Raw genomic sequence first — 13,193 nt, forward strand, 5'->3', positions numbered from 1 at the left:
CGGTGTGTCCATAGTATGCAGGGAGTGCAGGGGGGCACGGGCGTTCTGTCCGTGCCCCCCTTGTTTCATCCGTGGCTCGATCCGTCGAGCGGAAGATCCGCCGTTCCTTCCAGGCGATCTCCTCTTTCAGAAGGGGGGGCGAAACACGACCTCACTGGTCATTCCTGCCGGACCGAATGCCCTTGCTTGCCCGTTCAAGGGCCTTTCCTGTCGATCTCCCAATCCGGTGGAATACAATTTGTTCAGGTGCGGCCTTGAAGAGATCCATGAACGGACGATCATGCATTGTGTTTGTACCTGCTGAGCCCGAAGACGGATCGGCTCACGGCGGCGATGGAGTCCATGGGGAAGATCCTTCGCTGAATATGCCGGAAGGCTCCCGGTGTGGCATTGCGGCCAGGCGGGATGCTTGGGGGACATTCGCTTTCCCCACGGACTTGTCTTGAAGGGTTATCAATAAAAAGCCTCCGGCGAGGCCGGAGGCTTTGGTTCCTTTGTTTCCGCAGGGGGTGACGAGGAGGTTTCTTCTCAGAAATCCTTGAACTCGCCGTCATCCAGGGGAATGATGTCCTTGGGTTTCATCCCTTTTCCCGGGGTCTTGCCGGCCGCGGGGGGACGCTTCAGGGTGGGAAGGCGGAGCTTCCGCGCAGGGCCTTGCGAAAGCTGGATTTCGGCGCGCCCGTCGGAGCTGCTGCCGCCGATGACGGTCAAGAGCTCCATGGACACCTGCTTCATCTGCTCGGCCTGGGCGTTCATCTCTTCCGAGGCGGAGGCCGATTCCTCGGCGTTCGCCGCCGTCTGCTGGGTGACCTTGTCCATCTCCGCGACGGCCTTGTTGATCTGGTCGATGCCCTGGGCCTGCTCGCTGGAGGCGGCGGCGATCTCCCCGACCAGCTCCCCGACCTTGGCGGAGTTTACGGCAACCTCGCTGAAGGCCTCGCTTGTTTTCCCCACCAGATCGGACCCTTCCCGGATCTTCTTGACGGTGCCCTCGATCAGGCCCGAAGTGTTCTTCGCGGCCTCGGCGGCCCGCATGGCCAGGTTCCGGACCTCTTCCGCCACGACGGCAAATCCCGCCCCGGCCTCCCCGGCCCGCGCCGCCTCCACGGCCGCGTTCAGGGCCAGGAGGTTGGTCTGGAAGGCGATCTCGTCGATCGTCTTGATGATCTTGGATGTCTCCTCGCTCGCCGCGGTGATCTCCCGCATGGAGCTGGTCAGGTGCTCCATGGAGTCGTTGGCCTTCTTCACGACGGTGTTGGCCTGCTTCATGAGGGCGTCCGCCTGGGAGGCGTTGCCGGCGTTCTGTTTCGTCATGGAGGACATCTCTTCCAGGGAGGAGGAGGTCTCTTCCAGGGCCGCCGCCTGCTCGGAGGCTCCCTCCGCCAGGGACTGGCTGGAGGCGGAGACCTCACCCGCCGCTGCGGAAACCTGCTGCGCCGCCTCGCCCAACTGGTCGGCAGAGTGTGTGATGGGACGGCTGATGCTGCGGGCGAAGAAGAGGACGCCCACGACGGTCAGGGCCAGGAAGCCGACGGCGATGATGAGGATGAAGTTCCGGATCGTGTGAGCGGGAGCAAGAAATTCCTTCTGATCCTGGGTGAAGCCGACGCCCCAGCCGGTGAGCTCCACAGGGGCGAAGCCGGCGATCTTGGGTGTGCCCTGGAACACATAGCGTTCCGATCCGGTCTCATGCGCCAGCATCCTCTTCATTATCTGCTCCATCCCCGCCTGCTTGCTCAGGTCCAGCTCCAGGATGAACTCTTTCTTTGGGTGGGCGATGACAAGCCCGGCCTTGTCGGTCATGAAGGGGTAGCCTGATTTGCCGACCTTCACGGCCACGATCTTCTCGACGAGGAAATCGATTTTCAGGACTGCGGCTACCATTCCCCGGAACTCGCCTCCGCTTCCCAGGACGGGAGCGGCGACGACCGCCACGGGGCTTCCCGACTTCTTGGACTTGATGACCGATCCGACGTTTACCTTCCCGGCCTTGGCCGCGGCGAAGTAGTCCCGGTCACTGACGTTGAGGCCCACGTAACCGCCACCGATGCCGTCGGCGCGGCCGACGCCGGAGGCGTCGCTGACGAAGAGGCCTTCGTAGTCATGGCCGATCTTCTTCATCATGGCTGTCAATCGTTGGGTTGCCCCGTCGGTCTTTCCGGACGCCGCCTCCATGACGGCCGGATCGACGGCGAGCCCCGCGATGAGCTTCATCTCTTCCGCCAGGGCCATGTTGACGATTCCGGCCACGTTTTTCGCCACGATTTCGGCCTGGTTTTCGGCAATGTCGGACAGCGCTTCGGACGATTTCCAGGCGCTGAAGACGCCGACCACGAGCAGGGGGATCAGGACGACCAGAATGCCGCCCGTCACCAGCTTGAAATTCAGGGACATGGTCTTCTTCATACGTTTTGCCTCCTTGTGTCTGTTTGACCTTTGCAGGTACGTTTAGGGAAATATGCGTTCGGAGCAGGTCATGCACGTTCCGGACCATGTCCTTTCGGACCTTTCGGAACGGATGAAGGGGGGGGAATGCTTGTATCTTCAAGCCTTCGGGAACGATGCGAGCGGAAGAAACCGGACAGGCGGCTTTCCGGCCACGCCGTTCGTGCAGGGCATGAATGCCGTCCCTTCATTCCGGGGAGGCAACCGGAAGAAGCAGGAGGAGGATAGCCCCGGCATGGTGGATTGCTTGACGAGGCTCGTCAGGGAATTGACGACACGGCTGCATGGGGCAGGTCGAGGACGTACCTTGAAAGGTTCAGGGGAGAAAGGGACGGGGTTCCGGAAGGAATCTGCCCGAGCGAATCATTTTATAATATCCATGGGATTGATGCCATGACCGCCATCCCGGCCCCGGTATGAACGTCTGCAGGCCCGTTCCGGGTGTTCTCCTTTTTTGGCGGGTCTTTGGCGCCTTTGAAGGTGTCTTCCCATGGACGTGTCAGGCGGCTCAATCCAGGATCTCTTGCCGGCCCGCCAGGTCCGCAACCGAATCCTCCTTTAAGGTGCCGAGCCTTCCCTCCAGGCACCGCTCCACCGCCTGCAGTGCGTCGCGTCCTGCCAGGGCCGCCGACTGGATCACGTAGTCGGCCCCGGCGGCCAGGAGTTCCCGGGCCTGCTGGGACCCTTCCGCCGTCAGGATGACAGCCGCCTTCGGACACATCCCCTTGAGGATATGCAGCAGGCGGAGGTTGCTGGTTCCCTTGAGAATGCTGTCGGGGATCGAGCATAGAACCACCCGGGCATGGTGGATGCCCGCGTGATGAAGCGTGTCCAGGTGGCTGATGTCGCCGTAGACGCAGGGGATTCCCATTCTATCCAGCCGTTCCTTGACTACGGGGTTGAAGTCGATGACCTCGATCTTCTTCATGAGATGGGGCGACTTCCTTGCCGCCTCGTCCAGAAAGGCGCTGGCATTCCGGAAGAATCCCAGCACCACGACCGGGTGGACCGCCTCCCCTTCCGGTTCCTCCTCCCCGCCGCCCACGTCCTTCAGGCCGATCAGCGTCAGCAGGCGGCTTACCCGGTCTTGAAGCGGGTGGCTGTACTGGATTGCGTAGGTGGATGCCACCGCCAGGATGGCAAACACCCAGATCACCGGCGTGACGGTCTCCTTCGGGATGTGCCCGAAACCGATTCCGAGAGTAAGGATAACAAGGGAAAACTCGCTGATCTGGCTCAGGTTGATCGTGGAGAGGAGCGACACACGGTGGCCCGCACGGAGGGGATAGAGAATGCCGAAGACGCTCATGAATCGGACAAACACCGCCACGGCGGCCAGGGCGAGGGCCATGATGATCATGTCCACGTTGGGCCAGGGGATCTGCATGCCCAGGGCGACAAAAAACAGGGTGATGAAGAAGTCCCGTATGCTCACCACCCGGGCGACCACCTCCAGGTTATAGGGAAATGTCGCCAGGGACACCCCGGCAATGAGGGCGCCCATTTCCATGGAGAGCCCGACCCGGGGGTGATCCGCCACGAGGGCCACCAGGAAGCACCAGCCCAGGCTCATGACGACCACCAGCTCGGGGATCTTGGCCACCGACCGGAACATCCGGGGCAGAAGATACTTGCTTGCGCCGAATGATGCCGCCACGAGGACCGCGCCGGTTGCGAATGTCCGGACGATGTTCGGCACATCGGGATTGGCCAGGTTCGGCTGAACGGCAAGCACGATGATGGCCCACACGTCCTGAAAGACCAGGATTCCCACGGTGATGCGGCCCGCCAGCGTGTCCATCTCGAATTTGTCGTAGAGGAGCTTCACCACGATCATCGTGCTGCTGATGGCGATGGCCACGGAGAAATACAGTTTCGCGAAACCGCCCTGTGCCAGGGAGACCCCCATCCCCTCCAGAAGCGTGAAGACGCCGTATCCGAACCCGAGGCTGAGGGGAAACTGCAGAAGACCGGGCAGGAGGACCAGCCGGCCCGAGGACAGCATCTTGTGGAGGTCGATCTCAAGGCCGATCATGAACAGGAGCAGGATCAGGCCGATCTCCGAGACGGTGACGATATCCGCGTGGCCGGCGATCAGCGCGAAGCCGACGGGACCGATGAGTACCCCTGCCAGGATATGTCCCAGGATCACCGGCTGGCGGAGCAGCCTCATCAGGAGCCCCATGGCGCTGGCGCCGATCATGCACATGGCGATGTTGGCGATGACGCCGTGACCGCCGCCGGCTCCCTCCGCCGCTGTTGCCAGGGAGGGAAGCATCCATTCCGCTGCCAGCAGAAGAGCAAGCCAGCAGAGAATTGCCGTCGGGACAGCGCTGGTTCCGGTCGGCGGGCACGGTTGGAATCGAGGTGCGAAGGGGGGGCGGCTCATGGCTTTTTCGGGGGTATATCGGCTTTGCAGAAACGGCACTTTACCGTCTCACGTTCCCTGCTCTCCGGAACCACCTGGTCCCTGCTGCATTTGGGGCATCGACGTTTCAGGCGGAGGATCCTGCCGGCTGCTCCTTGAAATATGGACATGTTCCGGCCCTCAATAAAAAAAGCGCCATGACGGTGTATCACGCCATGGCGGCCCGACCATGCTGCATCATCCCTTCACGGCTCCGGAGGGGAGCCGTGAACCCTTTTCAAATGATGATCGATGTGTTGAAGCGTCTCCGCTTATACCTTGAAGAACGTCGCCCGTCAACGACACAGCCCCAAAAGTAGCAGAAATCGGCCACCAGGTGTGGTACACAAATGTCAGGGAAGGAGATGATCCCCGCCCGTTTGATCTCTCAGGAGGCTACGCAATGAAACACTTGGCCATGTTCGTGACGGGTATCCTGATCCTGTCATGCCTGACCGCTTGCAACAGGGAAGAGGCGAAAGTCACGCAGGCCGCATCGGAGAGCTCGTTTGATGCAAGCGTGCTCACGGTGAAGCAGGCGGATTTCAGAAAGGTGCGAGGCCAGGTCCTCTACGTCCCCATCTATTCCAACCTCCCCCGCGATGAGAGGAAGATGTTCGATGTGAGCGCCTTCATCGCCATCCACAACACGGACCTGGATCATCGGATCCGGATCACGAAGGTGCTGTACTTCAACAACGACGGGAAGCTTGTGAAGGACTTCACCCCGCCGAGCCTGTACCTGGAGCCCCTGGGGGCCACAAACTTCTTCATCCCAAAGAGCGACCAGAGCGGTACGGGAGCGAACTTCCTCGTGGAATGGGTGTCGGAGACGCCGGTACGTGAACCCCTGATAGAATCCGTGATGATCAATCTCGAGACGCATCACTCTTTCGCTTTTCAGAGCAGGGGCCACGTCGTCCGGGAAAGGCAATAATGGAATGCAGGCCGGACGGGGCGAATGACGATGCCCTCAAAGAGAGATGAAGGGGACAAGTCGGCGTCCTGGTAGCAGAATTCGGTGACAGACTGATGCCGGGAGACGTGATCGACCGGACAATCATCACAAAAAAGGGGTCACAACCCGCGAGTGCGATTTGTGACCCCTTTCGATTTATCTGGTGGGACGTATCGGGATCGAACCGACGACCAACGGATTAAAAGTTATTTCAACGGCTTAACTCTTGCTGGCTGTTGTTCCTTCCTGTTCGGTTTTGTTAGGGATTGACGCATGGGGGCCGTACCGTCTTCCGGGATGGTACGGCCCGTTCCGTCTGGTCAGGTTCACAATTACTTCACAGGGGGGCTAACATGAACAAGGTGCAGCTATCGGGACGCATGGGCAGTCAAGCATTAATTGTCAACCACCACAAAGATTTTGGTAGACATTGCAGAACGGACGTTCTATTGTGATTTATGAACCAATTGAGAGCGCTGATAAGATTATTTCTTGACAAATTAGCAAGCGTATCGATACTGAAATTGATTGTTATCACCATTCGGGAGGTGCGGGAAATGGTTTCTTGCAGAGACGTCGCAAAATATTTCCTGACCCTGAATGACCCAGAGATTGGCGACCTAATCTCAAATCTAAAACTTCAAAAGCTGGTCTATTACGCCCAGGGATTCCATCTTGCCATCGAAGATGAGCCACTATTCTCAGATTCTATCGAGGCATGGGCTCATGGACCCGTCATTCCAGCACTTTATCATGATTATAAATGCTTCGCGGATGGTCCAATACCACCCCCGGATTATTTCGACGTATCTAATCTTAGCGAAGACGTAAGGTCCTTACTTGATGATGTTTATAGCGTATTCGGACAATTTTCTGCGTGGAAACTAAGGAATATGACGCACGAAGAACCTCCGTGGATTGAAGCGTGGAAGGGGGACAAGATTATTTCAAAGAAATCAATGAGATATTATTTCAAAACACTTCTTGTAAATGAGTAGAAAACTTCGAGAAATCCAGGGGCATGGTGGAAAGAAGATAAAGCCTTCCGTTACTCCAACCGAAGAATCACCCGACAAACTCCCTCCAATATTCTCTCTGAAAATAAGACGCGATTACTGCATTACTAATTGCACCCAAGAAGAAAGAGCTCATTTTTCAATCACATTGCATGAATTAAGCCAATCCTCTTGGGCGGATCTTCGGCAGAAAGGAAAAAGGGGCGGCTATGAGATAATCCCCCGGAGCGCCTTGCGTCGCGGCATTCCTTCCGAAATTTCAGATGATGTTAATATAATTGCGTTCAGATTTCATGATAAAAAGCCCATGGTCGGCTATAGAGATGCCATCAATAGGCGGATATTTCATATTCTCTGGCTTGATAGGGGATTCTCTCTTTACGATCACGGTTCTTAACTAAACAAGGCTGGCAATCTCTTCTAAGCACCAAACACGCCCCCCCTTTGCACCATGGTGCAAGAATCAGAACCGATTCCAGAACGCACCCTTCGCCCCCTCACCCGTCTTAACAACGATCCCGAAAAACAGCGCTAAGCATGGCCGAAGGCCGTGGAGACCGCCCCGGAGAGCAAGAGGGTAAGCGTTAGAAGAAAATGAAGGAATCAGTACAGGTGGGTGAATTTTAATCGTCGGAACAGTATTTCTTATGTCTTAGTTAACCGAAAGTCTAATGAAAATCCCTGTTAAGTATATAAATGACTCAACTTCAGTTTTTGATAAATCTGGTTTCTTTTTGTTTTTCCCTTGAGCGTGCCTGAAATCGTTGGCATATGAAATATATTCCTTAAGAATCTTTTTGTAGTTTTGTGAAGCCCCAGTTTTTTTAATGAATAATTCGACATTCGCTGATAAGTCTTTGTTGTCCCTTCCGGTTACGATCATAGCCAATGCTTCTAAGGCTTCGTACATATCCGTTATAACGTCAGAAAGCAACTCCGGACGTTTCTCTGCTTCTATGAAATGCATCAAACCTTTTTCAAAGGGCTGTAATATCGCAGAGAATTTTTCATCTGATAGCCATCGCAAATTCTCATTTACTAACTGTTCATCAAGTAGTTTCGCCCCAGTCCTAAGAAATCTGCCACTCTCCCATGTTATTCCCAAGTCAATCTCAGATTCCTTGATAATAAGCATAATAAGTTTATCGAAATCATTTTTTTCACTACCGTATCTAGCATCTATTGATCTATAAAAAGCTTCAAGAGCTTGCAAGCAACGATAAAAATCATTATTAATAAATATGGTAAATATAAAATTGGGGAAATAATCTTCACCAAGAAAACTTGCAGACTTCAAGCTCATCTTTTTTCTTTCAGCATCGGTAAACCTAGTGTAGAAAAAATCGAAGAAAATAAAGTTCTTAACTCGATTTATAAAACGTCGCTTGGCTTCATCAAGATCAAGATTGATACTAAATCTATTATGAAATTTATCGTTCATAGGATTCGCGTTTCAAACATCCTAATTCATTTACGTCTTTGTTGTTCCTTATGGTCCCGGTTTTGTGGAGTAAGGCTTTTCAATCCCTCCTCTATGAGTTTGCGAACAGCCTCCGCACGCGAAGGGATGCGGTTTCCGTAACGGAAGTCTTCGATCCGTTCCAGTAGTTCGTCTTCCAGGGTGATTAGCACTTTCGGTTTTTCTGTTGGCATAATCCCCCATACCATATCCCGACGACGGGGGCAATATTCGCTCTTGACTTACACCTTATGCGGGGATATATACATGCTATCGTATCTCCTCGATAGGGTAAATAGAAACTATTAACAATCCCCGAAGATCCCCGGAGCGGCGACGCCCGGGCGGGATACCCTATCCCGGGAGAGATCTTCGGGGGTTTTAATTTTCAAAGGAGGTCGCTATGGGTGTGATAGCCGTACCAGCAGCAAAGATGGAAGCCATGAAGGAAAGCGCCGCGAATCTGCTTGATGCCGTCTGGAAACTGCGGGCAATGGCGACCCTGGTCTATCACGATCAGGGGCAACAACAGGGTGACTTGACCTTAGACGCATCGGCAGCCGAGGGCATTTCGCGGATTCTTGATCAGGTTGCGGACGATATCAGGGACAATTCCGACAACATTACCGATAGCATCAGGGGGTTGATGGTTCCGGAATAGACAACAGCGTCGGGACTGAAATTGCACAGAAAGGGGGTGCCGGAATGAAGAAAAGATATGACGTTATAGCTGTTAAGGATGGGATCACCCAAAAAGACGATAACGGAATGCCCGCGTTTTTCACCAAGAACGGCCAGAGGATTGTGAGTTATCACGAAACAGTGGAGGACATTGTGGGGTGTGGCCTTGAACACATCGAGACAATTTTCGATGTGATCGCGAACCCGGAGAACGACCTGGACGACAAAGATGTTAATGGGCTGGGTTACGCAGGTAAGGAATTGGTGGAAAGCCTGACTCACAAACTTGAGCAGCACATCAAATACATCAAGGAGCACTACGGTATCATTGCAATCGAGAGGGCAACTTACAACCAGTCCGCGATGGAAGGCGGGGTGCGGTTAGCCGTCATTTTCACGCCCAAGGCCGGGGAGTAATCGGGGTGAAGGGACTTGAACCCTCAACCTCCGGGGCGACAGGATTTGAACCTGTGACATCCTGCTCCCAAAGCGGGAACGAAAGAGACAGTGATATGTAATGGGGAGGGTGGCCTTCTCCCTCCCCTTGGCAATCATAAATTGTTTGACTTATTAATGAGTTATTCGAGATATTTATTCAGATTATGCACAAGGTACGCCGGTCAGACCATTGGAACCCTACAATCAAGGAGGGAAAAGCACATGAAGAAGGTTTTCATTTCCGGTTTCGGCCTTGTCAGAGCTTTTCTTGATCAGAAGGATTTTTATCAGAGGATCATTGTGATTTTGCTTGTTGGTATCCTTACAGTTCAAATCATGATTCTCTACCGGATGCCCCCCACTATCCACGACTTCAAATCTTCACGTCCCGAGCAGCGAATGGCAGTATCAGACAGACTTCCCGTTGTATCGATCATGGGGCAAGTTGAGGTGAGAGGGGAAGTGGAAGCCGAGATTAGCAATACATTGCCGATCCCGGTCCAAATAGAAAGATAGAAGGCAACGTTTAGATGTAGATACAATCCGGGATAGGCTCTGCAGGCCGATAAGGCGGGCATCCTGACCCGCCTTCCCGGATTTGCATCAGGAGCGCTTCGGGAGGCGCAACATGGGAGAAGATCGAAGGCTTGCCGAGTTCCGATGGGAATACTTAAAGAGAAGCGAAAAGTATGAATCTTTTTGCAAGAGAAGCAGTAAAGAACGGCCGACGAGCCTTGCCGATCTTGCTCTATATAGGAACTGGCAGCGCTTCGGAGACATATACAATCGGCGATTTGATGAATGGTGGGAAGAAGAAAGACAGAGAAATAGAAAGGTGAGCGATCTCTGTGAAGACCTCGAAGAACAATATTCGATCTATGCTTACTATGCCGTGTTAGGGCAGGAAACAATAAATGGAAATGTCGAATCTCTTGACGATTCATTGGGGGCGTATTTCAGGAATCAAGAGGAAGATGGTTATCTGTATCTAAAAATAAGTCTGGACCGTAAGCCCTCGATGAGATCAATAGTCGAGATTATCAACAGAAAAATAGAAAAGCGTACCGAGCACAGTTTGATCAAAAAGAAACAACTTGGAAATATTCGAGATGAATATCAGGCATATCTCGATGTTTATGATCGAAGGAAAGAGAAAATGAAATGGAGAGATATCATCGAAGATATCGGCACCGCAGCAGATAAGAGTGCAGAATTTGAAATGACGAAGAGGAAATACCAAAGATACCACGCAAAGGCGATTGAGCTTATAGAATCGGCGGAAATGGGTATATTCCCCAAAAGGGGATGGCAGATTTGATGCACTAAAAAGACTTTAATTCTGACATCTTCAATCACTCCAAAACACATGGTACTGTGTGCACGCTATTGAAGCCAATAAATAAGCGTGCGTACAGAATCCTAACCTGAAATAACGCTATCGGGACAACTGGGGCGGCTTTCTTATTGGCAGCATTGCTGATGGAAGCCGCTTTTTTATTTGGCGATTGAATGGAGGAAATGGAAATGGAACGGCAAAAGATCCCCATCCTTGACATCCACACAGCAGCATTTCTCGACATGCGCGGTTATGCACCGTGCCTCACCAAACAGGGAACGCGGGTTGTCTTCGACTTCCCGAACTCCCAATCTGTCCTAAGAGCAATCAGTATCTACAATGAAAATCCAGAGGTTCCCCTTCTGGACTACGTTTCCCGCTTGCGGAAACTAAGGGCTCGGATGCTTGCAGCCCGCTAGCAGGATACGGATGGAAACGGCAAATGAAAAAAAGCACACCAGACCCATTACAGACCACACGCAGGAAGATCATTCTGAAACGGCAGGCCGTCAAGCTCATCAATGATGAGATCCGCGCCCTACGTTTCCGGCAGTCTCTCCTGCAAATGAAGGCTATCCTTGAAGGTCAGATGACGGCAGAACCCGATACGATCCTTTCCCGCAAGCTGGATTGTCTCGTCTATCTGTTGGAGGCGTAGCGGATGGATCAAAACATCATCAGGACTCACTTCAAGGGACAGTACGAGACCTTCTACAGCAAGTACCTGCCCCAGGCCCGGAAGATCGGCGGGGATGAATGGCAGGCCCTCTGCCCGTTCCACGACGACAAGGTGCCGTCCCTGAATTTCAACGCCATGACGGGCGGGTATTTCTGTCACGGCTGCGGGAAAAAGGGCGGGATCGTCCATTTCTACGCGAAGCTAAACAACCTGGACACGCAACGGGACTTCCCGAAGGTCCTCAAGGGCATTGCCAAGGATTTCGGCATCCCTGTTGATGACAGCGGCCCCCGGTTCGTCAAGGCTTACGACTACACGGACGCACAAGGAAAGCTGCTCTTCCAAGTCTGCCGGTATGATCCCAAGACGTTCAAGCAGCGCCGAATGAACGGGACGGGCAAATGGATTTACAATCTGGAAGGGGTGCAGCGGGTCCTCTACCGTCTGCCGGAAGTGCTGAAGGCGTCCGAGGTTGTCATTGTGGAAGGTGAGAAGGACGCCGACACCGTGGCGGCTCTTGGCTTTTGCGGCACCACGTCCCCGATGGGAGCGAAGAAGTGGCGACCTGAATACGGCGACAGCTTGCAGGGGAAGAATGTTGTCTTGATCCCCGACAATGACCAGGAGGGCCGGGAACACGGGGCGCAAGTTGCATCCTACTTGAACGGGATCGCCGCTTCCCTGAAATGGTTAGACCTGTCAGATGTTCCGAGCAAGGGAGACGTTTCGGATTGGGTCAAGAGGTTCGGGAGTAAGGAAGAGGCTGCGGAACGCCTGTCTGTCATGATCGAAGCAGCACCGCCCTATTCCCCACCGAAGGTTTTCACCATCGAAGACGCCGTCATGGATTCGACGGGATTCTGTGGAATCAGCCTTCCGGAAAAGCGGTCTTTCCTGCATCCGTTGATTACCGAGAATCAAATCATTCTCGTTTCCGGCTGGCGGGGAACCGGGAAGACATGGGCGGGCTTGAGCATGGCCGATGCAATCACGAAGCGGTCCGCCTTCGGCCCCTGGAAGGTCCGGGAAGCTGTCCCCTGCCTGTACTTGGACGGGGAAATGGCAGCCCAGGACGTTCGGAAGCGTTTAGCCTTGCTTTGCCCTGCTGATGGAAGGGAACAACCCCTCTACATCTATTCGGATGCCTACGCGAACACCTTGGGACTTCCCCGGGCGAACCTCCTAAACGAGTCGTGGCGATCCACCATGAAGAGAATTCTTGTCACCCGGCACGTCCGGTTTTTCGTCGTGGACAACATTGCATCCCTGGCCGGTGGCATAGACGAGAATTCAAAAAAGGATTGGGACCCCATCAACGCCTGGTTGATAGACCTCCGCTTCGCCGGGATCACCACCATGCTCCTGCACCACGTCGGCAAGGAAGGGAGCCAGCGGGGAACATCGAGCAGGGAAGACAACATTGACCTGTCCATCATCCTGAAGCACCCGCAGAACTACCAGCCGGAGAACGGCGCTGACTTCATCATGTCCTTCAGCAAGACCCGCGTGTCCCACGAGGATCTTTCGTTGATTCAGGAGACCCGCTTCACCCTCAAGCAGGACGAACACGGCGGGCTTGTCTGGTCATGGGCGAGTGTGAAGGCTGCTGTCAAAGAGGAAACCATCCGGATGCTGGACCAGGGCCTTTCGTACCAGGATATCGCGGAGGCTCTGGACATATCGAAGGGGCGCATATCGCAAATCAAAAGGGATGCCGTGGAGGCGGGCATTTTGGACAAGCAGGGGAAGATCATCAAGGGGGGTTTTTAGGCGT

General features: G+C 54.0%; 11 protein-coding genes. 8 read left to right on the forward strand and 3 right to left on the reverse strand.

All coding sequences use genetic code 11. The features are described 5' to 3' along the window. Positions 1-528: 528 nt before the first annotated feature. On the reverse strand, positions 529-2,406 hold the full coding sequence (locus PLO63_13695) for a methyl-accepting chemotaxis protein (protein ID HOI75193.1): 1,878 nt from the start codon (positions 2,404-2,406) through the stop codon (positions 529-531). 547 nt (positions 2,407-2,953) lie between these two features. Beyond that, complete coding sequence (locus PLO63_13700; GenBank protein ID HOI75194.1) at positions 2,954-4,723, reverse strand: cation:proton antiporter; 1,770 nt, start codon at positions 4,721-4,723, stop codon at positions 2,954-2,956. A gap of 532 nt (positions 4,724-5,255) precedes the next feature. On the opposite strand from PLO63_13700, the gene PLO63_13705 reads away from it, so the two are divergent. Then, positions 5,256-5,789 carry a DUF3124 domain-containing protein gene (locus tag PLO63_13705; GenBank protein HOI75195.1) on the forward strand — a complete coding sequence of 178 codons (534 nt, stop codon included), beginning with the start codon at positions 5,256-5,258 and terminating at the stop codon, positions 5,787-5,789. 578 nt (positions 5,790-6,367) lie between these two features. Further along, positions 6,368-6,808 carry a DUF4065 domain-containing protein gene (locus tag PLO63_13710; protein ID HOI75196.1) on the forward strand — a complete coding sequence of 147 codons (441 nt, stop codon included), beginning with the start codon at positions 6,368-6,370 and terminating at the stop codon, positions 6,806-6,808. A gap of 670 nt (positions 6,809-7,478) precedes the next feature. Here the strand turns inward: PLO63_13710 and PLO63_13715 are convergent. Beyond that, positions 7,479-8,267: a hypothetical protein gene (locus PLO63_13715; GenBank protein HOI75197.1), complete on the reverse strand. Its 789-nt coding sequence runs from the start codon at positions 8,265-8,267 to the stop codon at positions 7,479-7,481. Positions 8,268-8,688: 421 nt separating this feature from the next. Here PLO63_13715 and PLO63_13720 point away from each other — a divergent pair, with 421 nt between their 5' ends. The 6 genes from PLO63_13720 (at position 8,689) to PLO63_13745 (ending at position 13,189) form a co-directional block, all read left to right on the forward strand. Further along, positions 8,689-8,946, forward strand: coding sequence for a hypothetical protein (locus tag PLO63_13720; GenBank protein HOI75198.1), 258 nt, complete (start codon positions 8,689-8,691; stop codon positions 8,944-8,946). A 44-nt stretch (positions 8,947-8,990) separates the two neighbouring features. Beyond that, positions 8,991-9,383: a hypothetical protein gene (locus tag PLO63_13725; protein ID HOI75199.1), complete on the forward strand. Its 393-nt coding sequence runs from the start codon at positions 8,991-8,993 to the stop codon at positions 9,381-9,383. A gap of 243 nt (positions 9,384-9,626) precedes the next feature. Then, positions 9,627-9,920, forward strand: coding sequence for a hypothetical protein (locus tag PLO63_13730; GenBank protein ID HOI75200.1), 294 nt, complete (start codon positions 9,627-9,629; stop codon positions 9,918-9,920). Between the two features lie 112 nt (positions 9,921-10,032). Continuing rightward, complete coding sequence (locus tag PLO63_13735; protein ID HOI75201.1) at positions 10,033-10,722, forward strand: hypothetical protein; 690 nt, start codon at positions 10,033-10,035, stop codon at positions 10,720-10,722. 460 nt (positions 10,723-11,182) lie between these two features. Beyond that, positions 11,183-11,398, forward strand: coding sequence for a hypothetical protein (locus PLO63_13740; GenBank protein ID HOI75202.1), 216 nt, complete (start codon positions 11,183-11,185; stop codon positions 11,396-11,398). A gap of 3 nt (positions 11,399-11,401) precedes the next feature. Next, on the forward strand, positions 11,402-13,189 hold the full coding sequence (locus PLO63_13745) for an AAA family ATPase (protein ID HOI75203.1): 1,788 nt from the start codon (positions 11,402-11,404) through the stop codon (positions 13,187-13,189). Positions 13,190-13,193 lie beyond the last annotated feature (4 nt).

It is taken from the genome of Syntrophales bacterium (assembly GCA_035363115.1).
GTDB lineage: Bacteria > Desulfobacterota > Syntrophia > Syntrophales > PHBD01 > PHBD01.

Coding starts and splice junctions, on each gene's coding strand:
- PLO63_13740 (HOI75202.1), top strand. CDS start 11,183: ATGAAAAAAAGCACACCAGACCCATTACAGACCACACGCAGGAAGATC.
- PLO63_13730 (HOI75200.1), top strand. CDS start 9,627: ATGAAGAAGGTTTTCATTTCCGGTTTCGGCCTTGTCAGAGCTTTTCTT.
- PLO63_13735 (HOI75201.1), top strand. CDS start 10,033: ATGGGAGAAGATCGAAGGCTTGCCGAGTTCCGATGGGAATACTTAAAG.
- PLO63_13695 (HOI75193.1), bottom strand. CDS start 2,406: ATGAAGAAGACCATGTCCCTGAATTTCAAGCTGGTGACGGGCGGCATT.
- PLO63_13745 (HOI75203.1), top strand. CDS start 11,402: ATGGATCAAAACATCATCAGGACTCACTTCAAGGGACAGTACGAGACC.
- PLO63_13725 (HOI75199.1), top strand. CDS start 8,991: ATGAAGAAAAGATATGACGTTATAGCTGTTAAGGATGGGATCACCCAA.
- PLO63_13715 (HOI75197.1), bottom strand. CDS start 8,267: ATGAACGATAAATTTCATAATAGATTTAGTATCAATCTTGATCTTGAT.
- PLO63_13700 (HOI75194.1), bottom strand. CDS start 4,723: ATGCTTCCCTCCCTGGCAACAGCGGCGGAGGGAGCCGGCGGCGGTCAC.
- PLO63_13720 (HOI75198.1), top strand. CDS start 8,689: ATGGGTGTGATAGCCGTACCAGCAGCAAAGATGGAAGCCATGAAGGAA.
- PLO63_13710 (HOI75196.1), top strand. CDS start 6,368: ATGGTTTCTTGCAGAGACGTCGCAAAATATTTCCTGACCCTGAATGAC.
- PLO63_13705 (HOI75195.1), top strand. CDS start 5,256: ATGAAACACTTGGCCATGTTCGTGACGGGTATCCTGATCCTGTCATGC.